25 protein-coding genes are annotated in these 24,554 nt (G+C 67.5%); 11 read left to right on the top strand and 14 right to left on the bottom strand.

Going from position 1 to position 24,554, the window contains the following annotated elements; all coding sequences use genetic code 11:
- Positions 1-77: 77 nt before the first annotated feature.
- The gene (locus tag L1892_RS01275; RefSeq protein ID WP_235721636.1) at positions 78-3,350 is read left to right on the top strand and encodes an ATP-binding protein; all 3,273 of its coding nucleotides are present in this window, start codon (positions 78-80) and stop codon (positions 3,348-3,350) included.
- On the opposite strand, the gene L1892_RS01270 is transcribed toward L1892_RS01275, so the two are convergent.
- The 4 genes from L1892_RS01270 to L1892_RS01255 all read right to left on the bottom strand — a co-directional run bounded on the left by L1892_RS01270 (position 3,343) and on the right by L1892_RS01255 (position 6,801).
- Positions 3,343-3,837, bottom strand: a complete 495-nt coding sequence (locus L1892_RS01270; protein WP_235721635.1) for an Rv2732c family membrane protein — start codon at positions 3,835-3,837, stop codon at positions 3,343-3,345. The genes L1892_RS01275 and L1892_RS01270 overlap by 8 nt on opposite strands.
- 216 nt (positions 3,838-4,053) lie before the next feature.
- The gene (locus L1892_RS01265; RefSeq protein WP_235721634.1) at positions 4,054-4,575 is read right to left on the bottom strand and encodes a nuclear transport factor 2 family protein; all 522 of its coding nucleotides are present in this window, start codon (positions 4,573-4,575) and stop codon (positions 4,054-4,056) included.
- 43 nt (positions 4,576-4,618) lie between these two features.
- Complete coding sequence (locus L1892_RS01260; protein ID WP_235721633.1) at positions 4,619-5,911, bottom strand: hypothetical protein; 1,293 nt, start codon at positions 5,909-5,911, stop codon at positions 4,619-4,621.
- 413 nt (positions 5,912-6,324) lie between these two features.
- Positions 6,325-6,801 carry a hypothetical protein gene (locus L1892_RS01255; RefSeq protein ID WP_235721632.1) on the bottom strand — a complete coding sequence of 159 codons (477 nt, stop codon included), beginning with the start codon at positions 6,799-6,801 and terminating at the stop codon, positions 6,325-6,327.
- 177 nt (positions 6,802-6,978) lie between these two features.
- Between L1892_RS01255 and L1892_RS01250 the strand changes: the two genes are divergently transcribed.
- Positions 6,979-7,374 carry a hypothetical protein gene (locus tag L1892_RS01250; RefSeq protein WP_235721631.1) on the top strand — a complete coding sequence of 132 codons (396 nt, stop codon included), beginning with the start codon at positions 6,979-6,981 and terminating at the stop codon, positions 7,372-7,374.
- Between the two features lie 71 nt (positions 7,375-7,445).
- Here the strand turns inward: L1892_RS01250 and L1892_RS01245 are convergent, their stop codons facing one another.
- The 6 genes from L1892_RS01245 to L1892_RS01220 all read right to left on the bottom strand — a co-directional run bounded on the left by L1892_RS01245 (position 7,446) and on the right by L1892_RS01220 (position 13,782).
- Positions 7,446-9,011, bottom strand: coding sequence for an acyl--CoA ligase family protein (locus L1892_RS01245; RefSeq protein WP_235721630.1), 1,566 nt, complete (start codon positions 9,009-9,011; stop codon positions 7,446-7,448).
- A gap of 113 nt (positions 9,012-9,124) precedes the next feature.
- Entirely contained in the window at positions 9,125-9,430 is a 306-nt protein-coding gene (locus tag L1892_RS01240) for a hypothetical protein (RefSeq protein ID WP_235721629.1), read from the bottom strand.
- Between the two features lie 93 nt (positions 9,431-9,523).
- A complete protein-coding gene (locus L1892_RS01235; protein WP_235721628.1) occupies positions 9,524-11,032 on the bottom strand; it encodes a flavin-containing monooxygenase in 1,509 nt (502 codons plus the stop codon).
- A complete protein-coding gene (locus L1892_RS01230; RefSeq protein WP_235721627.1) occupies positions 11,029-11,946 on the bottom strand; it encodes a ferritin-like domain-containing protein in 918 nt (305 codons plus the stop codon). Before L1892_RS01230 ends, L1892_RS01235 begins: the two co-directional genes overlap by 4 nt.
- Before the next feature lies 1 nt (position 11,947).
- Entirely contained in the window at positions 11,948-12,805 is an 858-nt protein-coding gene (locus L1892_RS01225) for an SDR family NAD(P)-dependent oxidoreductase (RefSeq protein ID WP_235721626.1), read from the bottom strand.
- Positions 12,802-13,782, bottom strand: a complete 981-nt coding sequence (locus tag L1892_RS01220; RefSeq protein WP_235721625.1) for an alpha/beta hydrolase — start codon at positions 13,780-13,782, stop codon at positions 12,802-12,804. The genes L1892_RS01225 and L1892_RS01220 overlap by 4 nt, the downstream gene beginning before the upstream one ends.
- Before the next feature lie 134 nt (positions 13,783-13,916).
- On the opposite strand from L1892_RS01220, the gene L1892_RS01215 reads away from it, so the two are divergent.
- Both L1892_RS01215 and L1892_RS01210 read left to right on the top strand, forming a co-directional pair.
- Positions 13,917-14,780 carry a MerR family transcriptional regulator gene (locus L1892_RS01215; protein ID WP_235721624.1) on the top strand — a complete coding sequence of 288 codons (864 nt, stop codon included), beginning with the start codon at positions 13,917-13,919 and terminating at the stop codon, positions 14,778-14,780.
- Between the two features lie 144 nt (positions 14,781-14,924).
- A complete protein-coding gene (locus L1892_RS01210) occupies positions 14,925-15,395 on the top strand; it encodes a hypothetical protein (protein ID WP_235721623.1) in 471 nt (156 codons plus the stop codon).
- 67 nt (positions 15,396-15,462) lie between these two features.
- On the opposite strand, the gene L1892_RS01205 is transcribed toward L1892_RS01210, so the two are convergent.
- Positions 15,463-16,179: an NUDIX hydrolase gene (locus L1892_RS01205; protein WP_235721622.1), complete on the bottom strand. Its 717-nt coding sequence runs from the start codon at positions 16,177-16,179 to the stop codon at positions 15,463-15,465.
- A 97-nt stretch (positions 16,180-16,276) separates the two neighbouring features.
- Here L1892_RS01205 and L1892_RS01200 point away from each other — a divergent pair, with 97 nt between their 5' ends.
- A complete protein-coding gene (locus L1892_RS01200; protein ID WP_235721621.1) occupies positions 16,277-17,548 on the top strand; it encodes a vWA domain-containing protein in 1,272 nt (423 codons plus the stop codon).
- A 209-nt stretch (positions 17,549-17,757) separates the two neighbouring features.
- Positions 17,758-18,747 (top strand): ADP-ribosylglycohydrolase family protein, encoded by a 990-nt coding sequence (locus L1892_RS01195; protein WP_235721620.1) that lies wholly within the window; start codon positions 17,758-17,760, stop codon positions 18,745-18,747.
- Positions 18,748-18,837: 90 nt separating this feature from the next.
- On the opposite strand, the gene L1892_RS01190 is transcribed toward L1892_RS01195, so the two are convergent.
- A complete protein-coding gene (locus L1892_RS01190; RefSeq protein WP_235721619.1) occupies positions 18,838-19,191 on the bottom strand; it encodes a DUF2200 domain-containing protein in 354 nt (117 codons plus the stop codon).
- A 158-nt stretch (positions 19,192-19,349) separates the two neighbouring features.
- On the opposite strand from L1892_RS01190, the gene L1892_RS01185 reads away from it, so the two are divergent.
- The 3 genes from L1892_RS01185 to L1892_RS24830 all read left to right on the top strand — a co-directional run bounded on the left by L1892_RS01185 (position 19,350) and on the right by L1892_RS24830 (position 20,849).
- Positions 19,350-19,883 carry a hypothetical protein gene (locus L1892_RS01185; RefSeq protein ID WP_235721618.1) on the top strand — a complete coding sequence of 178 codons (534 nt, stop codon included), beginning with the start codon at positions 19,350-19,352 and terminating at the stop codon, positions 19,881-19,883.
- Positions 19,884-19,915: 32 nt separating this feature from the next.
- A complete protein-coding gene (locus L1892_RS01180; RefSeq protein WP_235721617.1) occupies positions 19,916-20,467 on the top strand; it encodes an LppP/LprE family lipoprotein in 552 nt (183 codons plus the stop codon).
- Positions 20,468-20,546: 79 nt separating this feature from the next.
- Positions 20,547-20,849, top strand: coding sequence for a helix-turn-helix transcriptional regulator (locus L1892_RS24830; RefSeq protein WP_235721616.1), 303 nt, complete (start codon positions 20,547-20,549; stop codon positions 20,847-20,849).
- A gap of 23 nt (positions 20,850-20,872) precedes the next feature.
- Here the strand turns inward: L1892_RS24830 and L1892_RS01170 are convergent, their stop codons facing one another.
- Positions 20,873-22,540 carry a thiamine pyrophosphate-binding protein gene (locus tag L1892_RS01170; RefSeq protein ID WP_235721615.1) on the bottom strand — a complete coding sequence of 556 codons (1,668 nt, stop codon included), beginning with the start codon at positions 22,538-22,540 and terminating at the stop codon, positions 20,873-20,875.
- Positions 22,537-23,325 carry a cyclase family protein gene (locus tag L1892_RS01165; RefSeq protein ID WP_235721614.1) on the bottom strand — a complete coding sequence of 263 codons (789 nt, stop codon included), beginning with the start codon at positions 23,323-23,325 and terminating at the stop codon, positions 22,537-22,539. Before L1892_RS01165 ends, L1892_RS01170 begins: the two co-directional genes overlap by 4 nt.
- Before the next feature lie 125 nt (positions 23,326-23,450).
- Between L1892_RS01165 and L1892_RS01160 the strand changes: the two genes are divergently transcribed.
- Positions 23,451-24,272, top strand: a complete 822-nt coding sequence (locus L1892_RS01160; RefSeq protein WP_235721613.1) for a hypothetical protein — start codon at positions 23,451-23,453, stop codon at positions 24,270-24,272.
- Between the two features lie 138 nt (positions 24,273-24,410).
- The gene (locus L1892_RS01155; protein WP_235721612.1) at positions 24,411-24,554 is read left to right on the top strand and encodes a hypothetical protein; all 144 of its coding nucleotides are present in this window, start codon (positions 24,411-24,413) and stop codon (positions 24,552-24,554) included.

Genomic DNA, 24,554 nt, shown 5'->3' with positions numbered 1-24,554 from the left:
CGCAATTGCCACGTCACGGCGATAATCTTCGATGGGGACGGCGGATGGCGCGCCGCGGGCGGCGAGGAGCGTGAACGATGTCGATGGACGTCGAAGCGGGTCCCGTCGTGTCTATCACCCTGTCCGGGACCGTCCGCGCCGACGTCGACGGCCGTCCCGCCGAGATCAAGTCGCGGCGTGGGCGCGCGGTTCTGGCGCGCCTCGCCGCCGCCGACGGCCGGGTGGTGTCCACCGATCGACTCATCGACGACCTGTGGAACGGCGAGCCGCCACCGAAGGCTCTCGCCGGATTGCAGGTGCACATCTCCAACCTGCGCCGCATCCTCGAACCGCAGCGGGCGCCACGCACCCCGGCGCGGATCCTGGTGAGCGAACCTCCCGGCTATGCGCTGCACCTACCCCGAGATGCGGTGGACCTGTGGCGCTTCGCCGATCTGGCCGGGACCGCGGGCCCCGACCCGGCTGGCCGCTACGCCCGCCTCGGCGAGGCGCAATCGCTCTGGCGCGGTGACCCGTTCGGTCCGCATGCCGCCGACGAGTGGGCGGGCCCGGAGGTGGCACGCCTCGACGAGCTGTGGTTGCACACCGTAGAACAGCGCGCAGCCGCCGCCCTGGATCTGGGACGTCCGGCGGAGGTCGTCGCCGAACTGCCCGCGCTGTGCGAGACCCATTCCACCCGCGAGGAGTTGTTCGGACTCCTGGCGCTCGCGCAGTACCGGCTGGGCCGTCAGGCCGACGCGCTGCGCACCCTGCGGACGCTGCGCGAGTACCTCGCCGACGAACTCGGGGTGGACCCGTCGGTCAAGATCCGCACTCTCGAATCGGACATCCTGCAACAGGACCCCGCGCTCGATGCACCCACCGCGACACGGGCTCCCGAGGCCCCGCCGACCGTCTACGCCGACCCACCCGAGGTGGACCGCTCCGCAGGTCCGGAACACCGGGAGTCCGCCGGACGGGAATCCGAACTCGAGAAGCTCGCCGAGCATGCCGAGACGGCGCGGCGTACCGGGCTACGCATCGTGTGGGTCACCGCGGAGGCCGGTGGCGGGAAGACCACCCTGGCACGAACCTTCGGTCAGCACCTGCGCGCGTCGGGATGGGTCACCGCATTCGGGCAGTGCCCGGAGGTCGACGGCGCCCCGAGCGCCTGGGCGTGGCGTGAGGTGGTGGCAGAACTCGACGGCGACAACGAGATCGACGACCCGTTCCTGATCGCCCGGCAGGTGCGTGGTGCCTGCGAGTCCCGCATCGCCGATGGCCACGGGGTGGCCCTGATCATCGACGACACCCACCGCGCCGACAGCGCCACCCTGCAGGTACTTCGACAACTCGTCACCTGGCTGGCCGACCGGCCGGCACTGGTGGTCGCAACCTACCGGCCGTCGGAGGCGAGCATCGAACTACTCGCCACCGCAGCCGCATTGATCTCCGCCACCGCCGATCATCTCGTTCTGGCGGGACTGTCCGATGACGGAATCCGGGCGCTGGCCGCCGACGCCGGCCTCGACCCGGTCGACGACCCGACTTTGGCGCTGCTGCGTTCGCGCACCGACGGGAACCCACTGTTCGTACGCGAATTGGCGAAACTCGTGGCCTCCCGCGGCACCCGAGACGCGCAGACGGCGGTGCCCAGCGGAGTGCGGGAGGTGTTGCTACGCCGGGTGGAGCGACTCCCCGAACAGACGGTCACGATGCTGCGCCTGGCCGCCGTCTGCGGCCGTGAGTGCGACGTCGACACCATCATCGGACTCTGGCCCGACGACGATGCCGAGGACACCGTGCTCGACGCCATCGACTCGGCGGTGGTGGCCGGTCTGCTCAGCGCCGAAGCCGACCGCGTGCGGTTCACCCATGTTCTGATGCGTGACGCCGTCTACGACGCCATCCCGACGTTGCGGCGCCGGCGGCTGCACTGGCGCACCATGCAGTTGCTGGCCGCCCGCAACCCCACGGTCACCGACGAGTTGGCCGTGCACGCGGCGCTCGGCGCATCGAGCAGCACCGCCGACGATGCGTTGAGAATCGTGGAAGAGGCAGCACGTCATCGTTTTTCGACAGAGTTTGCCGCCGACTCCGCGCCGCTGTGGCAGCACGCGGTGGATCTGCATGACCTGGCCGGTCACGCCCGCGCCACTGCATCGACCGAGGATCGGGTGCAGATGGTCCACGCGTTGTGTGATCTGGTGACCGCGCTGGCTCATCGGGGCGAGATCTCGGCCGCGCGCGCTCGACGCGAGGACGCGTTGCGGCTGGCGCGGACCGTCGACGACCCGGCCCTGGTGGTGGCGGCGTTGACCTGCTGGCGCACTCCGTGGATCTGGTCGACGCGCACCAAAGGCGTTCCCGACGAGGTGATGACGGCGGCCGTGCTCGATGCGCTGACCGGCGCCACCGGCATCGACCGGGTGCGTCTGCTGATCAGCGCCGTGTTCGAGTTCGAGGGCTCCGACGACGCCTTCGCCATCGAGTGCGCCGAAGAGGCGCTGCGGCTGGCCCGGGACGCCGACGACGTCGACCTGCTGTGTGCCGCACTCAACGCACGCGTGTTCACCGCGCTGGGCCCCGACAGCCGCAATCAGTACCCGGCGTTGGCCGCCGAATTCCTGGAACTGACCCAGGAATCCGGCAACCGAGGCTACGAGGCGGCCGCCCGCTTCTATCTGTTCCTGCTCCGCATGTCGCAGATCGATCTGCCGGGTGCGGTGGCGCAGATGCAGGCCGGCATGCAATGCGCCACCAGCGGTCGGGTGGGTGAGCTGGTGGTGGTGTTGTCGGCGTTCAGCGCGGTCACCGACGTCCTGCGCGGCGAACTCGATTCGGCAGCAGCCAAATACACCGCGCTCAGCGCGCAGCTGCGGGCGGCCGGGATGCCGGCCGGCGGGGAGTTCGACCTGATCGGGCACTTGTGCGTCGGCTGGTTCCGCGGCTCCATCGGCCATCTCGTCGACGAGGTCGCCGCGGTGTTCGAACGTACCCCGCACGCCGTGGGATGGGTGTACGTCGATGCGCTCATCGATGCTGGTCGCATCGACGAGGCTCGGGCCATCGCCGAGACCGACCCATACACCAGCCGCGACTACTACTGGACGTCCATGGAGGTCTTCCATGCGCGTGCGCTGGTCAAGCTCGGCATGGTCGACGAAGCCGCCCGGCTCTACCGGTTGCTGGTCGACTGGTCGGGCACCATCGCGGGCCTCAACGCCGCCAGCGTCTCGTTCGGCCCAATCGATGTCGTGCTGGCCGAGCTCGCCGACCTGATCGGTGAACATGCTGCGGCCGAACGTCATCGGCAGATCGCTGCGGATGTCGAGGAGAAGGTGCGGCGCGGTCTGGCGGCGATCAGTTAGCCGATGCCGGCCCGTTCCGGTCGGTCGTGTCGCGATCGGTGGCCGGGCGACTGGTCACGACCGCCGCCCACAGCACGGTGCCCACGATCGTCGCGATCCATCCGGCCAGGTACAGCGGTGAGACGGTCGGCGCAGGCTCGGGCAGAGTGTTCTGCGACCAGAGCGCGAAGAGCCCGAACGCCGAGGTGAAACCGCCGACGCCGAACGCGCACGCCGCCAGACCCCAGCGCCGGGTGCACAGCGCCGCCGCCGACAACCCGGCCACCGCGAGCACCAGAATGATGTCGGCGCGCATCAGGAGCGAGGCGTCGGGCCCGCCGGCGAACCCGGCACCGCGGAAGGTCAGCGGCAGGGCCGACGAGGCGGCCGCCACCACGACCGCCGTCCACAGTCCGCGCCGGCGCGGTCCGCCGGGACGCACCTCGCGGGCCACCCGCCGTTCGATGCCGGCGAGTTCGCGATGGTAGTCGGCAAAGACGTCCTTCATCGCGCACCTCCCAACAGTCGTTCGCCGATGTATCCACCTTCCCGCACACCGGGCGGTATTGCGAATGGGGCAGATCCGACGTGGTGGGTTGCGCGGGTCGCCTCGGACGGCGCAGGTCGGCTCAGAGAACGCGGGCCGTCGACCGCCCGCGCGAATCGCGCCGACCTGCGGAAACGAAGACGACCCGCGTTCTGCCCAGGCATGCGGTTCGGGCGATCAGGCGAACCCACCACGCCGGTGGTCGGCGGGGACCGGTGTCACGACAGTGTCCTCACCCAGCGGCCGCCGCAACGACCACCGCGGGGTGAGTGTGCTCGCCGACATCTTCCACTCGCCGTCCTCGATCTGGTACTCGTCGTCATACTCCCCGGTCATCAGCAGCTCGGTGCGGTCGAGCAGGTTGACCTGTCGGAATTTCAACGTCCAACGGCCGGTCGCCGTGGTGGCGGAGGTGAGCGTGATGTCGGGGTGCAGGCCGTGATGCATGTCGAGAATGACGTACTGTCCGTCGACCCGATGCAACGCCACCTGTTCGAAGATCCGCGTCATCGGCGTCGCGTCGTCGAACGCGCCCAGCGGTCCGTAGTCGATGCGTGCACCGGACCGGATGAAACACCGGCGGAAACCGTTCGGGTCCTTGCCGTCACACGCCCGCCAGTAGCGGTGTTTCAGCTGTTTGATCGCCTCGATGCGGTCGAGGTCGTCGAGTCGGCGCGCGAGGTCGTCGGTGGACGTCATGCGGTCACGATAGGTGCGGCGCCGAGACCGGCGCGCCGATTCGTCAGTTGACGGGTGCGATCTCCTGCGGCCACGCGACATGCAGGTTCGGAATCGACTTCTTCGCTTCCTCGGTGCGCTGCTTGGTGGCCTGCTGGGCGGACTTGGCCGCGCCGGCACCGAGCACACTGTACGGGGCCATCGCCTGTTCGGCGGACCAGTTGAGGTCGAAACCGGCGATCGACGCATCGACATCGCCGCGCGAGTTGACGACGTAGTCGATCGGCGGCAGGCCTGCCTTCTGCGCGTCCTCGCGCGAAAGCGTCAGCTCGAACTGGTTGGCATCCGGGTTGGGCAGCGGCGTGGATTCTGGATCGCCCGGCTGCCATGGCTCGTCGGGGTTGGCGCCGGGGTCACCGGCACCCAAGGCATACGCGACGGCACCGCCGGCGGTTCCACCGAGGGCTGCACCGACTGCAGCACCCGCAGCGCCCACGCCCACGGCACCGATGGCGCCGCCCGCGGCAAGGCCGATACCAGCGCCCGCCAGCGCACCGAGCCCAATCGCATTCATGTACCCGATCGGGCCGAAACCTGGGATCACGTTCACACCGGCGAAGGTCACCGCGTTGTAGATGCCGCCGGCAACCGCACCGACACCGGTGCCGATGATCGCGCCACCCACAGCGCCCATCGCGGCAGCCGGGATACCCAGTGCCACAGCACCTGCCGTACCGCCCGTCATCACACCGATGATCGTCGATGCGGCCTGTCGAGACGCCTCGTCCTCGGGCACACCCACCGAGATCAGGCCTTGCGCGATCTTCGCTTCACCGTAAGCCGACCACGCGTTGACCGAGTTGACGTCCCGCTCCGACATGCCCTCCGGGATGTCGGTGACGAAGTTGCCGACACGGATCTTCTCCGGCGGCGGCGCGATCGGCCGCACCGGCGCAACGGGTTTCGGAGCGGTCAGCGGACGCTGGGGCACCGGGTCGTAAGACTCTTCGTAGGTCGGTGCGGTGTAGGTGCTCGGCTGGACGTACGGCTGGTACGGCGCTTCCTGCGGAGGCGCGGGGATTGCACCCGGACCAGGCACCACAACCGGGGCGACCTCGGGCGTCGGTGTGGTGCCACCCTGCTGCGGCGCAGCCTGTTCGGGAGTGGTCCCGCCCTGCTGCGGCGCGGTGTCGCTCGGGCTGGTGCCGCCCTGATGCGGTGCCGCCTGCGCCATTCCGGCGCCGAAGCCGACCGCGATGGAGGCCGCCACGGCCGCCGAGGTCAAGCCCATCATCACCGGCGTGCGGCGTTCACCGTTCTCGCGACGGCCCTGTGTGCGCTGTGATGGATCACCCATCGATACAACTCCCCTGTCATCCAGAACCCTCCCCCGAGCGCCTGGTCGTGCCGATTTCGTGCTGCGGTTGTTCGCGTGGCTACCGCTGGTGGTAGCACGTACAACCCGTCGACGGACACCCTGATCGGGCCGCCAGGCCGGACGGTGTCGCTGAGAACGTCAGCATCGAAGTAGACCGTCGGCGCCGTCCCCACAGGACGCACCGACCTTCCCCCGACAGCAGCATCACAACACTTACCCCCGACAAGCTCTGCCGCGACGTCCACCGATGCACCAATGTGGATCGGTGGCGTAGCGTCTCGGATTCTGACATGCGTGGGGCGAATGCCGCGAATCGGGGGCGCCGGGTAAGCGCCTCCCGGGACAAGATTCATTCATTCGGTTGACTCACCTGAGGCAGTGACCAACAGGAATCAGTTGATCGTCGCGCGCACCACGACCGCCGTGTCGTCGTCCACCACGACTGCGGTGCACGCGAAGGTGTTCGTCGGTCCATACACGGCACCGCTCAAGCGGTAGCCCGGGATGGTGATACTGCCGGACATCGCCCACGCCACGTCGATGGTATACACGCTGTGACCCGCGTTCTCGACGGTCGCGCGGTCGTCGTCGGTGAGACCGACGGGACGGGTCGACACGTCGGAGAACTCGGCGGCCTCACCAACCTCGCCATTGGCGGTACCGACACCGACAGCGTCGAACGTCGCATGCACCTCCGAGCGCAACGCATCGGTACAGGCCGAGGTGGCGACCTCTTCGCTGCCCTGCCGGCCCTGCATCGTCAGGTAGCCCTGCCAGATGACGACGACGAGAATCACCGTCACGACCAGCCCGATGCCGGCGCGCAGCGGTGTCAGCTCACGCCGGACGTCCGCCCATCGACCCTGCATGCGCCGTTGATACCACGTCGGGACCTCACCAGGGGACGACTTCGACGCCGCCAGCAGCTGTCCCGAGCATGCCGGTTGACTCCGATCACGGCGGAGTCGTCCCCCACCATTCGCACGAACGACAAGGCGGGAATCGCCTCGTCTGCCCCGTAGCGAATTCGATAGAGTCCGCCCCTTGTGAACATCAATCGAATCATCGCGGGCGCATTGATCGGTGGGGCCGCGGTCTTGGGTATTTCCGTCGGAGCCGGATCGGCAGAAGCCAAGATCGACCCGGGTCAATACAAGATGCAGTCGCGCGTCTACGGGTTCATTCCCTACCCCGACACGAACGTCAAGGTCGTCGGTAACCGGATGTATCAGGATTTCTACGGCGTCGGCCCGTCGAATTCCTCGACTTTCGAAATCGACCAGACACGCCGCGGTGGCATTACGTCCACCCTCACCACGCACCCTTTGATGCAGTGGTACGCACGCACCGAGTGGTCGAAGACCAAATCAGGCTACCGCGGCACGAACTACGTTCTCGGTGGCATCCCAGTCGCCGACTACACCCTCAAGAAGACTCGCTGAAGGTTCGTCCCCCGGGTATCGCCACATTCTCCGTACGTTTAGGGAGAGTCTGCCAAAACCCCGGGGGACAACTACCCGCCCTGCCGTCCCCGCAGAACGTTCTTCTGAATCTTTCCCGTCGACGTCTTCGGCAGATCGGCGAACACGATCTGCTTGGGAACCTTGAAGCGCGCCAGACGTTCTCGAGCGAACTCGATGAGATCCTCGGCCGTCAGCTCCGCGCCCCGACGTACCGTCACATAGGCGACCGGCACTTCACCCCACCGCTCGTCGGCGCGGGCCACCACCGCCGACTCGACGACGTCGGGGTGACTGTCCAGCACGCGTTCCACCTCCACCGACGCGATGTTCTCGCCGCCGGAGATGATCACATCCTTGCTGCGGTCGCGGATCTCGGCGTAGCCGTCGGGATGCATCACCGCGACATCGCCGGTACGCAGCCAACCGTCGATCGTGGCTGCGGCGGTGGCGTCGGGATCGCGGTAGTAGCCGAGCATCACGTTGTTGCCGCGCGCCACCAACTCGCCCTCGGTGGCAGCGTCCGCCGGGACGTCGGCGCCGTCCTCGGTCACCACGCGCAGCACACCAGCGGAGATGTTGCCGATTCCCTGACGCGCCTTGAGGATCGCGCGTTCGCTCGGATCAGTCGCATTCCATTCGGGTTGCCACTGGTTGACGGCGATCGGGCCGAACGTCTCGGTCAGCCCGTACAGGTGGGTGACCTCGATGCCGAGGTCGGCCATCCGCGACAGCAACGCCGGTGATGGCGGCGCACCACCGGTCGCGGCCTGCACGGTGTGCTCGAGGCGCGCGGCGGCGGGGTCCTCGGCGATCATTGTGAGCACCGTCGGCGCGGCGCTGAAGTGGGTGATGCCGTCGGCGGTGAGATGCCGCCAGATCTGAGAGGTGTCGATGGCGCGAAGGCACACATGGGTGGCGCCGGCCGCGGTGAGCGCCCACGTGAAACACCAACCGTCACAATGGAACATCGGAAGCGTCCACAGATAGTTCGAGCCCGGACCAACACCGGAGTGATACGCCATCGCAAGCGACTGCAGGTAGGCGCCGCGATGGTGGTACATAACGCCTTTGGGCCGCCCGGTGGTACCCGAGGTGTAGTTGATGGCGAGCAGCCCGCGTTCGTCGACGTCACGCCAGATCGGGGTGCTGGAGGTGGTGAGCAGCGGCTCGTACTGGTCGTCGGTGCCGCCGGCGATCACCACCCGGATGCCGACCGCCTCGGCGACCGACCGCGCCGTATCCGCGAACTCGTGCGTCGCCACCAACAGGCGTGCGCCGCTGTGATCGAGGATGTAGCCCAGCTCGGCTTCGGACAGTCGAATGTTGAGCGGCACCAGCACCGCTCCGGAGCCCGGTACTGCGTTGTGCATCTCCAGCATCACGTGACTGTTGGCGCACAGCGCCGCGACGCGGTCGCCCGGCCCGACGCCGAGGCCGGCCAGTGCCGCCGTCAGCTGCGATGCCCGTTGGTAGAACTCGGCGTAGCTGAACGTGCGGTCGCCGTCGATGATGGCGGTGCGCTCGGCGAACACCGCCGCAGCACGCGACAGAAACGACACCGGACTCAGCGACGCGAACGTGAAGTCGGCCGGCGCGGGTCGGTCCGGGTCCGTCATAGGTGCTCGACTCCTTCGTCGTCGCTCGCGGTTCGTCCCCCGGGTATCGCTTCCTCCGCCAGCGGCCGTCGGGGGACAAAGCAACACCCGGGGGAGGAACTATCCGACGACCCTTATGGCGGGGCGGTCGGCGCCAGGTAGGTGCGGGTCACGGCCGGCCAGTTCGCGATGGCCTTCTTGGCCGGCGAGACGACGACGGCGGGCGGTGGCCGGCGGACCGGCGCCGGTGGCGGGGTCGTCGGCACAGGGGGCGCCGCAGTCGTCTCCGTCGCCGTCCGCACCAAGGCCTGTACCTCGGCGGCCGTCTTCTCAAGGCGCGAAATTCGCGTACGCAGGTAGGTGTCGACCCGGATGAACTCCGACTGCAGCCGGGCCACGTCGGCTTCGAGACGTTTCGCCACGTCACGCTTCTTGCCCATCGCACGGCCCACCCTCGGTTGTCGCCTGGCCCTCACTCTACGAGGCAACCGCGGCAGACCCGAGGACATCGGGACGTGTCGTGGCCTCCACCCCTACACCGCGCTGGGCTCCCGACTCTCGGCTGCCGCCACCGCCCGGAAGTCCCGGGTGAAGTCGACCGTCCGCATCTGCGCGATGAACTGCGACGCGAAGCCCGGATACATGGTGGCATTGAAGCCGTCGTCGGTGAGATACCAACTGCGGCAACCGGAGTTCCAGGTGGTGTGCTCGAGCCGCTTCTGGATGGCGCGGTTGTAGGCGTCCTGTGCCGGTTGATGGACGTCGAGCAGCGTGAGGTCGCGGTCGCGGACCAAGCCGATCGCGGTGACGATCGCGTCGATCTGCGCCTCCATGTACACCAGCGCCGAGTTGTGGCCGGGTCCCGAGTTGGGGCCGAAGGTGAAGTACAGGTTCGGATAGCCCGACACCGCGAAACTCCGATACGCGTACGCGCCGCGTGACCATTCGTCGGCCAGCACCCGGCCGCCGCGTCCGCGGATCGGGATGGGCGTGCCCTGCTTGGACACCTCGAAGCCGGTGGCGAACACCAGGCAGTCGAAGCGCCGTTCGATGCCTTCGACGCTGCGCACCCCTCGTTCGCAGATCCGGGCGATCGGCCAGGTCACCAACGTGCAGTTGTCGGCCTGCAGCGCCGGGTAGTAGTCGCTGGTCATCAGCAGGCGTTTACAGCCGGCGCGGAAGTCCGGGGTCAGCTGTCGTCGCATCCACGGGTCGCGCACCTGTGCGCGCAGGTTCGCCTTGGCGACCGCCTCGATGACCCGAGTGAACGGCGAATTCCACACCGCGCCCACCGCCACCGACTCATGTCCCCAGAACCACAGCTGACGCGCGAGGTTCTGCGTGAGCGGGATGGCGCCGTATAGCCGTCGCGCCGAACCGGAGATGGCTCTGTCCAGCCGCGGCAGCACCCATCCCGGGGTGCGTTGGAACACGGTGACATCGGCACCGTCGCGGACCAGTTCGGGGATGATCTGCACCGCGCTCGCGCCGGTACCGATCACGCCGACCTTCTTGCCGGCGAAGTCGTAGGAATGGTCCCACGCCGCCGAATGCATGCGGTGGTCATCGAATTCGTCGATCCCCGGGATGTCGGGATAGCCCGGCGTGGACAGCGGCCCCGACGCGATCACCGCGGTGCGCGCGACGATCGGTTCGCGGTCGGCGATGTCGACGCGCCAGGTGCCGGCGGCCTCGTCGAACTCGAGGCCGGTGACGAGATGGGAGTAGCGGATGTGTCGGTCGAGACCGTGGTCGGCGATCATCGTGTCGATGTAGGCGAGGATCTCGCCGCTACGCGAATAGGTGTGCGACCAGTCGGGATTGGGTGCGAACGAATACGAGTAGAGACGGGACGGGATGTCGCAGGCGGCGCCCGGGTAGTCGTTGTCGCGCCAGGTACCGCCGGGCCGCACATCACGTTCCAGGATGACGAAATCGTCGTGGCCGGACTGCAACAACCGGATGGCGGTGCCGATGCCGGCGAAGCCGGCGCCGATGATGACCGTGGTGGTGTCGGCGACCACCGTGGTGCCCCCGTTCATGCGACCGGCTCGTAGGTCAGTTCCTTCGACCAACTGGGTTGAGGTCGCAGCAGGAAGCGTGGATAGTGGTCGGTCAGCTTCACCATGGTGTCGGCGAAGTAGTGATAGGGGCTGTCGCGGTTGATGACCCAGCCGGCGTGATACTTGAGGACCTGATAGGTGATGAGCCGGGTGCCGTTGCCGCGCTCGCCGTTCTTCTTGAAGCGCTTCATCGCTTCGTAGAGTCGTTCTTCCTTGAGGCCCATGTCGACGATGTTGTCGCGCATCTTGTTCAGCAGCGGAACATACATCAGGGCGCCGATGAGGACGCCCGGCGACGCGACGGTACCGACGGCTTCGATGACGAGTTTGCGAGCGCGGGCGTTGCCGATCATGTCCAGCGCGTGGAAGTCGACGGCCAGGTGGCGTGATTCGTCGGCATTGATCTTGCGGAACGCCTCGTGGCACACCGGGTCGTGCACCTCTTCGAGCAGGAACTTCAGCAGCGCACCGTCGAGCGCGACCTCGAGCATGGGGATCACCGTGCCCAGCACCGGCAACGACATCCGGTCGGCGAAGGTGTCGAGCCATTCGATGGCCAGCCGGATGTTGACGTTGGGTTCGGGCACCTCGTCGTCTTCGAGCATGCCCCACCGCCGCATCAGGGCCAGTTCGGCGTTGGCGTGTTTCTGTTCTTCGGCGTGGAAGTATCGGTAGATCTCGGCGAGGGTGTCGTCGGGGGCCTTCTTGGCCAGGGCCGCGAAGCCGCGGGCGCCGACGTTCTCGATCCACACCAGATCTGCCATGAATGCCTTGAGTTTCGGCTTCTGTTCGTCGGTGATCAGCTCGGCACCCGGGGCGTCCCAGTCGATGTCGGCGAGCGCCCATTGACGGTCTTTGATGGTCTGCAGCATGTCCTCGAGCACGATGGGCATGTCAGGCTCCTTTCGTGATGCGATCGGCAGGTTGGGTGGTGGTGGGTGCGAGTCGGTGCAGGATGCCGGCGCCGAAGGTGTAGGTGCGCGGCAGCAGTCGTTTGGTCAGCCAGATCGCTTTGGCTTCGAGTTGGGGCACCACATACAGGTGGCCGCGGTCGTTGGCGTCGAGCGTCTGCCGTGCCACCTGCTCGGGTGACCGGCCGCTGACGCGCATCAGGGTCTCGGCGAGTTTCTGTGCCTCCCCGGTGATCCGGCCGTCGGCGGCAACATTGGTCTTGACGAAGGTCGGGCACAGCACGGTGACGGCGAGGTCGGTGCCGGACAGTTCGGCGGAGATGGTCTCCGACAGCGCCAGCACCCCGGCCTTGCCGACGTTGTAGGGCGCCATGCCGGGGCCTGCGGCGAAGGCGGCGGCCGACGCCACGTTGATCAGTCCGCCTCGGCCGGATTCGCGCAGTTGCGGCAGGAAGAGTTCCGAGCCGAAGACCATGCCGCGCAGGTTGATTCCCAGCGCCCAGTCCCAGTCGTCGATGCCGATGTAGCCGACGGCGCGCCCGCCGATGCCGACGCCGGCGTTGTTGATCATCAGCGAGGTGGGTCCGCCGAGGAGTTCGGGTGCCCGCGCGGCCAGGGTGCGCATGTCGTCGGGGTCGGCGACGTCGCAGAACAGCGCCTCGGCCTGGCCGCTCCCGGAATCGCCGATGAGCCGGACGGTGTCGAGGGCGCGGTCGACGTCGATGTCGGCGCACAGTACCCGACCGCCGCGGGCGGCGAGTTCCAGCGCGAAGGCTCGTCCGATACCGCTGCCTGCACCGGTGACGACGGCGCGGGCCTGGTGTGATCGTTTACTGGTCATGTCGTGGCGTGATCCTTCTGCTGGGCGACGGTCACATCGACGTCTGCGGATGGACCGAAGGGCTGCCGGATGAACGCGGCGATCTGCCGCAGGGCAGGGGTGGCTTCCGGAATGAGCGCCGGAAGTGCTTGGAACACATGGGTTTGGCCCGGCCATTCCCGGAGTTCGCAGTCGCTGCCGGCGTCGATGAGCATCCGCTGCGCCTGCCGGGCGTCGGTCCCCAGCATCTCGGCGCCGCCGACATGGATGAGACTGCGCGGCATGTCATCGGCGCGTTCAAGGGCGAGTTTGAGCCGAGGCAGGTCGTCGGGGTGGCCTCGGGTGTAGTGCCGCACCAGTCTGCGTGCCGCCCGGGCGGAGATGAGCGGATCGGGGCCGTGTTCACGTTCGCGCAGTGCGGCGAGGGTCAGGGTGAGGTCGACCAGCGGCGACATCATCACCACCGAGCGGGGTTGCGGTCGCCCGTGCCTGACGTTCTCGGCCAGCAGATCCAGGATCAGGTGGCCGCCCGCGGAGTCGCCGGCGACGGTGATGTTCCGCGGCTGGTAGCCGATGTCCTGCAGCCAGGCGTAAGCGGCTTCCACGTCGTCGGCGGCCGCCGGAAACGGGTGCTCCGGGGCGAGCCGGTAGTCGACGGTGAAGGCGGGCATGCCGGTGAGATGGGTGAGGCGGGCGACGAGACCACGATGGGTGCGCGCCGAGCACACGGCATACCCGCTGCCGTGGACGTACAGGATGATCTGGCGCGACTGCTTCACGTCGGGTGGAAACACCCACTCGCCACGAAAGGTGCCGGTAGCCAGGCGCTCAACGCGCACGTGGTGCGGCGGTGGGCAGCCGATCAGCATGCCGGCGGCCACGATCATGCGCGAGGTCCGGATCTGCAGCGAGCCGCCGGGCAGTATCTCGGCGAACGGTCGGAGCGTCCGCCGAGTCACCCAGTTCGCGAGGCGAGAGGCCGATGAGGTTTCCGTCACACCCAGATCGCAACACTGACTGCGCCATCTGTCAATGGCACAATCAGTAATGCCTGGCTGGGCGGTCGCCGGCGGACATGCCTTAGGGTGGGGGCGCACCACGGAGGTCGGGAGGTATCAGGGAGATGGCGCGAGTGCCTTCGACGCGCTTGGCTCAGCTGACGACGCTGATCGAGCAACTGTCGGCCACACCCCGGTACGTCGGAAAACAGTCACGTGATCTCGAAACTGCGGTCGCCCGATTCCTCGCCGGCGCCACCCATCAGGCGTCACGCCAACCCGAGGTGGCGCGCTACCGGATTGACGATCTGGCGCGGGTCTCCGGGGTCACCACTCGCAACATCCGGGTGTATCGCGAGCGGGGGTTGCTACCCGCACCGCGCCGCGTCGGACGCGTGACGCTGTACTCCGACGCGCATGTCTCGCGCCTGGCGTTGATCAGTTCGATGCTGTCGCGCGGCTACGCCCTCGCCCATATCGACGAGTTGCTGACCGCCTGGCAGAACGGCGGTCAGATCGCCGACGTCCTGGGCCTCGAACACGACCTGACCGAGATCCAGGAATCCGGTGGGATGCGGAGCACTACGCTGGGCGAGTTGGCCGAGGCCGGCATCGATGACGATGCGGCCACCCGATTGGCCAAGTTGAACGTCATCACGATCATCGCCGACGATGAGGTGACGGTCGACGAGCCGGACGTGCTGAATGCGATCTTGCCGCTGATCACCGAAACCCGTTCGGCCGCAACGGTGATTGACGTCGTCGAGCGCGTGCACCCCGCCTTCGAGGCGCTATATCAGACCCTGGCCGAAGCCGCCGACACGCTGACCGCACCGGCCGGCGGCACCTCGGATCAACAGCTCACCGAAGTGACCCTCACTCTGATCCAACTCCGCGCGTTGGCCGATGCGGCCACCCGCGCCACGCTCACTCAGACGACGAACACACTGCTGGCACAGTCACTCTCGGATCAGGACGGCGGACCGACCGCCGACTGAGCAACGACTGTCCCCCAATCGGTGGACCCCGCAGTCCACCGGCACATCACCCGGTCGGCGGAATCCGCATCGGTGCCGACCGGAGCAGAGTCATGGGTGTCGCCGGAACGACCACCGCCCCGGCCCGAACCCAGGAGAACGATCATGAACACCACCACCCGCCGCATCGCCGCCGGAGCAGCCGTTATCGCCGCCACCGCGGGCATCGGATTCGCCGTCGCCGGAGCCGCCAACGCCGGCACCCTGCCCGTCACGCGTCCCGGCGAACCCACCATCGCGATGACCATCACGAACCACACCGACAAGCCCGAGTACCTCGTCGGTGCAACCACCGGGCAGTCCGGTCAGTGGGTGAATGCGCCGCAGCGTGTGCTGTATCCGGGTGCCAGCGAAACCATCACTGCCGTGGCCCCGTTCAGCAACTATCTGACGGCCAACGCGCAGTACAAGATCGGCCACGTCGGACCGACCGCGAACTACGAGATCGAGGACATGAAGGGCAACGTCAACACCTCGATGAGCGGCATCTGGGGCCCGCACGCCCAGAACTACTGGATGAGCCACACCATCAGCAGCCGCTACCCGAATGTGAACGTCGGCTTCGATCAGTGGTGAGTGGGCCGATGGGAGTGGGCGGCCCCTGGGGCGGTTTCGGCGAGCCAACTCACGCGCGGCCGGTCGATCACTCGTCACTCTCCGCCGTCGGCAGCCGCCACCCGAACGTCGCCGTCGGCGGTGCATCCTTGCTGTAGAGCCGCGCCGGCCGGCCCCCACCGACCCGCGTCGCCGGTGTGCCCTCCGGGGTGATCTCTGCGGCCAGCAGCGGCTGCACCCGACGGTTGAACGAATCACGCATCAACCGCCGCCCGAGGATGGCTTCGTGCAGCTCACGCAGCTCCGAAAGCGTGTAAGGCGGGTGCAGCAGGTTGTCCGGATCGGGCTGGTCCTCGTAGCGATCACGAAGGTTGTCGGTGGCGGCTGCAATGATCGCGTCGTGGTCGAACAGCAACCGCTCACCTGAGGCCAACTGACCGTGCGAGGTGAGCGGTGCGAGCTCACCGTCGACCTCGGACAAGTCCGCGGCAGGCAATGCCACGGCATGCGCGATCGAGATCGTCCACCCGCGAGGATCTCGGTCAGGATCACTGAAGACCGCCAACAGATGCGGTCGGACGTGGTCGGGCGAGAGCCCCAGTTTGAGTTCGAGAACCTCACGCACCGTCTCGTCGACGGTCCGCCGTTCACGGACGAACCGGCCCGGCAACGCCACACCTGCGGAGTCCGGATTTCGTTGGATCACCACGCACAACGAACCGTCGAGCACCGTGAGAACGGCGATGTCGACGGCGACATTGGGCCGCGGATAGTCGCTGAGGCGAGAAGTCGAACGTGCACTCACGACCCAACCCTATGCGAATGTCTGCGCAAAGTAGTATTCTCAAAATCGCGCAAAGTCACCGCCTCGGTCGGATGCCAGGTGGGAGGAAGGAATGACGATGAAACTCTCCGCCGCTCTCGACGTCGAGGTCGTGGCTCACGAGGCCGCCGACGAGGTCACCGTACTGCTGGAATTGCAGGCACCTGCCGCGCCGGGCACCGACCGTGCCCCCACTGCACTGCAGGTGGTGCTCGACCGCAGCGGGTCGATGTCCGGGCCGCCTCTCGAGGGTGCCCGCGCAGCGTTGGCCGGGGTGGTCGCGCAGCTCGATCCGTCCGATGTGTTCGGTGTGGTCACCTTCGACGACTCCGCCCAGGTCGTGGTCCCCGCCGCAACACTGGCCGACAAGCAACGCGCCACCGACGCGATCACCGCGATCACGCCCGGCGGCTGCACCGACCTGTCGTCGGGCTACCTGCGTGGTCTTCAGGAACTGCGTCGCGCCACTACCGCGGCCGGCATCCGCGGCGGCACGGTGCTGGTGATCAGCGACGGACACGTCAACCGCGGGATTCAGGAGCTCGACGAGTTCGCGAGTATCACCGCGAAGGCCGCCGCCGACGGCATCGTCACTTCCACGTTGGGGTACGGGCGCGGCTACGACGAGACACTGCTGTCGGCGATTGCCCGCTCCGGCAACGGCAATCACGTGTTCGCCGACGACCCGGACGCCGCCGGCAGCGCCATCGCCGGCGAGGTCGAGGGGCTGCTGGCGAAGTCGGCGCAGGCGGTGACGCTGACCGTGCGGTTCGTGCCGCAGGTTCAGGAGCTCTCGGTGTACAACGACCTACCCGCGCACCAGACCGCCGACGGCGAGGTGATGATCGAACTCGGTGATCTCTACGCGCTCGAGGAGCGCAAACTGTTGCTGCGGATGAAGGTCGACGGCCTCGCCGCACTCGGACTCGCGCAGATCGCGACGCTGGAACTGCGGTATGTGGAGACGGCCACCCTCACCGAACACACTGTGTCGCTGCCGATCTCAGTGAACGTGGTGCCCGGCGACGAGCTCGGTGACCGCGTGCCCGACCCGAAGGTGCAGTCCGAGCGGCTGTATCAGGAAGGGCAGGCGGCCAAGTTGGAGGCATCGCAGGCCTACGAGGCCGGTGATCTCGACGCCGGATTGGCGTCGATGCGCGCCTCCCGCGACCGACTGCAGGCGGCGTCCGCGTTGGCGATGCCCGAGGACCGCGCGGCAATCGACGCCGAACTCACCATGATCGAAGAGCTCAGCGTCGAGGCGCCCATTACCGGAGCCATCTATGCCTCAAAAGCCACCCGCGACTCCTACCACCTCGGCAACCGCAAGCGCGGCCGTCGGCGGGACTGATCTCGATACCCAGTAACTGCTGGTCGAGTAGCCCGCGAGCCCCTGGGCGAGCGAGCGTATCGAGACCAGCACCCCAACTGCAGGTCGATCTCGATACGCGACTCACTCCGTTCGCCGCTACTCGATCCAAGGAGTAGCCCGCGAGCCCCTGGGCGAGCGAGCGTATCGAGACCAGTACTCACACGCAATCCCCCAACAGGAGACCCTCCTTGCCCCTCTCTCCCGCCCAACTCAACCGCGCCACAGGCGTTCTCCTCGGCACCGCCGTCGGCGACGCCCTCGGCGTCCCGTACGAATTCGAGTCCCGCATCCTGCACGCAGACGAGGCCCCGAAGATGCTCGGCGGCGGCCTCGGTGACTTCGCGCCCGGCGAGTGGAGCGACGACACCTCGATGGCCCTGGCGATCGCCCTCGTCGCCGCGACCGGCGCCGACCTCACCTCCGACGACGCCCTCGACGCGGTCGGCGAGAAGTTCCTGCGCTGGTTCGACGCCGGCCCACCCGATGTCGGCACTCAAACCCGCGCGGTGCTCAGCGCGACCCGCCGCCGCCTCGACTCCGGTGAGCGGGGCGTCGGCCGCATCATGCGTGAGGAATCCCGGCGCTACGCCGACACCCACCCGCACTCCGCGGGCAACGGCGCCCTGATGCGCACCGCACCCGTCGCGTTGGCGCATCTCGACGACCGGGGTCAGCTCGCAGATGCTGCGCGTCTGGTCGCGTCGCTAACGCATGCCGATCCGCTCGCCGGCGATTCGTGTGTGCTGTGGTGTGAGGCGATTCGTGTGGCGGTGCTCGACGGGAGCATCGACGTCTTCGCCGGTCTCGACCTCCTACCGGCGGACAGCGCGGCGCAGTGGAGGCGATGGCTCGACGACGCCCTGGTCGGCGATCCGAAGGTGTTCGCACCCAACGGGTTCACGGTTACCGCTCTGCAGGCGGCCACAGCGGCGATCACCCAGACCCCGGCCGACGACGCGACGCACCTCGAACACGCGCTGTACGCCGCGATCCGGATCGGCAACGACACCGATACCGTGGCCGCGATCGCGGGTGGGTTGCTCGGGGCGAGGTGGGGTGCGGGTGCCGTGCCCGATGAATGGCGAGAGGCGGTGCATGGTTGGCCGCACGACAACGGCCATGCGCATGCCGCACGTGACCTCATCGCCCTCGCTGGTGCCATCGAGCCGGGCCGATGACGGCCCAAGAAACATGGAGAACTGACATCCACGCTGGTTGCAACCAGCGTGAATGTCAGTTCTTCATGTGGATGCGCGGGTCCGCGACTATCAACTCCCCCGCAGAATCGACGTCATCTTCTTCCCCTTCGCGACCTCGTCGACGAGCTTGTCCATGTACCGGATCTTCTGCATCAGCGGGTCCTCGATCTCCTCGACGCGATGCCCGCAGATGACACCAGTGATGAGTTCGGCGTTCGGGTTGAAGTCAGGTGCTTCGGCGAAGAAAGTCTTCAGGTCGGTTTCGTCGGCGATCACCTTCTCCAAGCCGGCGTCGTCGTAGCCGGTGAGCCAGGTGATCACCTGGTCAACCTCGGCCTTCGTGTGGTCCTTGCGTTCGGCCTTGGCCACATAGTGCGGGTAGATGCTGGCGAAGCTCGTGGTGAAGATCCGGTGCTCAGCCATGGTCGGACTCCTTCGTCGGGTGGGGATGATTCTGCCAGGCGGTTCGGCTACGCCACCCCGTCGGCGGAGGCCGGGCGGTAACGCCTGATCACACATCGCCGATATGACTCACGTCACACCGTCCAGCTGATTCGCGCCCGCCCCCGGGAGTACTCGTGATGCGATCACCCCGCCACGCCACCACACGCAGCGCACGGACCGCGCCGCGTGAACCGCACCGCGCGGGTCGATGGCGAAGCCGCGCACTGCGCGCATGTGTGATCGCGGCGGGAGGCGTGATCGTGTTCGCGACCGCAGCGGTCGCTGCCGATGCCGCTCCGCAGAACCGTACCGTCATCCAGGGGCCGCTGTATTCGGTCGCCGACGGCCCACTGTGTGGCGGGGTGATGAGCCTGCTGGCCGCACCCTCCACAACCCGCGCCAAAGCCACGTCGATCCAGTTGACAGGCGGGTTCTTCGGAATCTCGGGCACCACCGCACCGTGCCTGGTGGGCGTGACCATCCAGTGGCGCAACCGCACCACCGGCGAAGCTGGAGCCGAGCACGGCTGGGTAGCGGGCACGATGATCCCGTCGACCATCACCCGCCTCATGCACGCTGCGCCGGTAACCGGTTCCGGCGTGGTGGAACTCAACCTGCAGCCGCATCGTCCATACCTGCCGCTGCCGCCGGTCCGCGTGCAGGTGCCGTGACCGCCCACGTCCGAGCCGTTATAGGAGAGCCCATGTCGATACGCCGAACGATCATTGTCGCCGTGCTGGTCGCGGCCGCGACCCTACTCACCGTCACGGTAGCCACGCCGGTGGCGTCGGCGACTCCTTCGGGCGGCACTCCCGCAGCCGGGACCGCCGGACGTGGATTGTGTCTGGATCTGACGTCGTCGGAAGTCACACGGGGTTTGCGCGAGATCGGGCCTCCGCTTGGCCGTCGGGACCTACGCTGGGTTGCCCGGAGCGGTTCCATGGCGCGGTCGACGGATCGCACCCCGAATTGCCCGCCGATCATGTGGGCCACCTTCGACACGTCAGGCGGCACGGCGTCATCGCCGGTGGCGGTGTTGTTGTTCCGCCCCGGCAAATACCTCGGCGTCGCCAACCGACCGACCGGCTACACGCGTGTCACCGGATTCACCCCGGTCAGCGTCACCGTCACCTACCGGTGGCCGCGGCCCGCCGATGCCAACGCCAACCCCACCGGCGGCCCGGTGTCATCGGTGTTCTTCCAGGTGTTCGACCGGGTGTTCCGGTTCGGAGAGTTGCCGCCGGGGGTTGGCTGACAACCGTGCACGGCGGCCCGAACCCGGGGTCGCACAAAACCACTCGCGGTCAGCGCGCTCCGAGAGTTACTGTGCTGCCGTGTCCCAGTACCCTGCGATCGTTTCCCCGGGCGAGCAGTTGCGTGATGTCGTGCACGATGCCGGGCTGACGATCGACGATGCCGCTGCCCGACTCGGAGTGTCCGCGGATCGGCTCGCCAACGTCATGGCGGGCCGCGAGCGCATCACGCCGGCTCTGTCGCGACGGCTGGGTGACTTGCTCGGGCAGTCGCCGACGTTCTGGGCGAATCGGCAAGCCGAGCGTGACCGGCGGGTCGAGGAGGCGGCACGGGCTGTCGCGGGGTGGTCGGCAGGATTGAATCAGCGCCTTGCAGATCGGTAACGCCGACCGCGTCGACACCTCGGTCAGTGCCCCGCAAACGCTTCCGCCAACCACCACGACCCACCGTCGTCGGCGATCTTCGCATCGATGACGAGCGGCCGGGCCGTACCCGCTTCCCGGTAGCCGTTCACCCAGGTCCGAACCGCGTCCAGATCGTCGACGCTCCGCACCGTTACGCCCTCCGCTCCGAATCCGCGAGCGATCGAGGCGATGTCGGTGTCCGGGAAGGTGACCGTATCCTGGTCGCCGTCGGTGAAGTGATGCACCTCGGCGCCGTAGGCGGAATCGTTGTAGACGATCACCACCAGCGGCAGACCGAGGCGGACCGCGGTGTCGAGTTCGGAGATGCTCATCAGGAAGCCGCCGTCGCCGGTACCGAGCACGGGTAGCCGATTCGGTTGGGCGAGTGCGGCTCCGATCGCGGTATAGAGGCCAAGGCCGATGGACTGGTAGGCCTGGGTGAAGCAGAAGCCGTTTTCATCGGGCACCGACAGGTGCGTGGACGGGTAGCCCATGAAGTTGCCGGAGTCGATCGCCAGCACCCGGTCGGCGGGCAGGATCTCGTCGAGCGCGTTGGTCAGCGCCCGCGGATCGATGCGGTCGTCGGTGGAGATTTCGTCGACCGGAACATGCTGCCAGCGTGATGATTCGGTGATGCGGGAGCGTACGTCATCGGTCCGGTAGCGCGGCGCCGGCGCAGTGCCGACACGTCGGATCTCGTCGAGCACGTCGGCCGCGGTCAGCCCGCAGTCGCCGACCACGCCCAGCGCGACCGGCCGGTGCGCACCGATCGCGTCCACGTCGTCGTCGACCTGCACTACCCGAGTGTTGGCGCCGATCAGCTTGCCGTGGCGCATCGTCCACTGATTCAGCGCGCATCCCCAGCCGACGATGAGGTCGGCGTCGGAGATCAGCTCGGCGGTCGTCGGCGACGAAAAGCCGCCGGAGATACCGAGATCGAACGGGTCACCGGCGAACAGTCCGTTGGCCACCGCCGACGTCGCCACCAACGCGCCGGTGGTCGCAGCCAGCGCCGCGATCACCGGGCCTGCGGTGCGCGCGCCCCGACCGGCCACGAACACCGGCCGCTGCGACTCCGCGAGCAGACCCACCAGGTCACGAACCGCGCCGACATCCGGCCGCACCCGCGGCTGCTCGAACCTCGGCGAGACCGGCCCGTCCGCCGACGCCGGCAACGCCGCCACGTCGATGGCCACATTCAGCACCACGGTCCGCCGTTGCGTGACCGCAGTCCGGTACGCGCGCACCACATCGGCGGCGACCGAGTCCGCCGAGTACACCCGCTCGCTGACCGCGCCGACGCTGCGCACCAACGCTTCCTGGTCGATGCGAAAGTTGGAGCGCAGGGCGGCGGCAGGGCTGTCGGCGGTGAGCACAATCATCGGGGTACGACTCTTGGCGGCCTCGGTGATGCCGGTTATCGCGTTGGTGAGCCCGCATCCCTGGTGCAGGGACACGATTCCCACGCGCGACGACATGCGGGAGTAGGCGTCGGCCATCGTCGCCGCGCCGCCTTCGTGGCGGGCTGCGGTGAACGGCACCCCACCGGCGCGCAGGGCGTTGGTCATCACGAAGTTGCCGCTGCCCACCACTCCGAAGCAGTGTCCGGCGCCGAGGTCGGCCAGCACGCGGCCGACGACGTCGGCGACGGTGGGTCCGTACGTGCTCACGCACCCGCCTTGTCCACCACAGCCAGCACCCGCGACGGGCTGCCGGTGCCGCCGACGATGGGCAGCGGACTCACCACCAGCATCGCGCCGGTGGCCGGCAGCGCGCCGAGGTTTCGCAACGAGGTGAGGCCGTACTTGTCGTTGCCGAGGAAGTAGTAGTGCACGGGGAAGACGGGGTCGAAGCCGCCGGCCATACCGGCGTCCACGCCGACGGTTTCCACGCCGAGGCCGGTGATGTCGCGCTGGGTGGCCAGCCATTCGGCGCAGTCCACGGCGACACCCGGGGTGTGTGAGCCGGTGTCGTCGGCGTTGAGGAACTCCTCCTGCGACCCGCCGCGCGTCTCCCATCCGGTGCGCAGCAGCAGCCACGCGCCGGCGGTGAGCTGGCCGTAGGTGGTCTCCCACTCCTCGACGTCGGCGATGGTGAGCAGGTAGTCGGGGTTGTCGGCGACCTTGGCGGTGAGGTCGATGACCGCGGCCGGCCCGATGAGTCGCTGCACGGGGATCTGGGAGACGTCGTCACCGTCGCGGCCGGTGATCCAATGGACCGGTGCGTCGAGGTGGGTGCCGATGTGCTCACCGGTGTGAATGTTGTTGTGCCGCCAGAACGGGCCGGGCTCGTTGTAGGCGCTGACCTCCTCGAGGCTGAAGTCGATCAGGTTGACGAACGGCTCCGGCAGCCGCAGCGCCGGAGTCTCGGCGCTGAGCGGGGTCGTCAGGTCGATGACCTCGAGGTCGCCGGTGGACAGGGCGGACAGGAAGGTCGAGATCGTCGGGGCGGGCATGAGGTCCTCTCGTCGGTGCCGGGGCGGTGCTTCCTCCATTGTGTAACGACAAGACGATCGTTGGGCGCAGGCTTCGTGTCGGACCCGTCTGTTAGAAGTCAGCCATGGAGTCGGGGAAACTCAGCATGGATGATGGCACTGATAGGCGGCCCTCGGTCGTTGCCCAGGAGAAGGCCACGTCGGGCAGTACGCGACGGCAGTCCCGTGACAGCGAGCGAGCGATCCTCGGCAGATCGCCTGCCACGCTCGGACGGTCCAAGAGACAGGAGTCGGGCCTTACAGTCGCGGTCTTTCTCATCATGGCGTACACACCGACGTGGGCAACATTGGCCGGCGTCGGCTATGCGGCTGTTCGCTTCTCGATCGACCCGTACGCGGCGGTTCTACCCATCTCCGTTTCGACGCTGGTCTCTGTGTACCTGCTTCTTCGGCTCGACGGCCAAGGCAGCCAGATGGACGTCTTCAAACGCGCGATTACTCTCGACCCGAAGTACCTTGTGATGCATAGCGCTCGTTGGTTGCGGGTTCTTCGTGCGGTGCTTGCGGCGAATTTCGTTGTGTTGACTGCAACCACGATGGCCTTCGCGAGTGTCTACGTTTTCGGTGGCCAATTGCTCTTCGGCGCAGCCATCGCGTTCCATCTCGCTCGAGAACACCAGCGAAGCCTCGGACCCGCGACCCGCCTTCTGGTCACCACATATGCGGTCGTGCAGACCTCGCAGATCGCCTTTATCGTCGCCGCCGCCGCTTTGTTCCCGGCAGGATGGCGCGCGGCCGTGGCGGCGTTGACAGTGGCCGCCCTGCTCGCGCTCGAACCGCGACTTTTTCATACGCAGCTCGGGGTCGCCATGACTGCGGACTCGGCCAAACAGCAGATCCTGAAGTTGAACAAAGCCTTGATGACAGCTGGGCACGGTAGCCTGATCTCGGATCCCCCACCTGCCTGAATCAGAGCACAACTCTATCGCTCATGTCCGAAGTAGAGTTCAGCGCTCTGCGCCCGCCAAGAGCATCACCGACGATCCTGACGCACCCTGGCCGACTACCTCCCCGACTACCTGGCCGCCACGCTACTACCCGACAGCATGGACCGGTTCACCACCGAGGCCACGCTGCTCCTGTTGTTCTTTGCCGCCACCACCGATCCGGACGACGAACTTCCATTCGAGACGATCGCCGACCTGAGTCCCACGGCCATCGACATTGCGCGGCGCGCGATCAGCCGGTGA

It is taken from the genome of Gordonia tangerina (assembly GCF_021556435.1).
Classification (GTDB): domain Bacteria; phylum Actinomycetota; class Actinomycetes; order Mycobacteriales; family Mycobacteriaceae; genus Gordonia; species Gordonia tangerina.
Note: the sequence above shows the minus strand (reverse complement) of the source record. Positions and strands in the feature narration are given on the sequence as shown.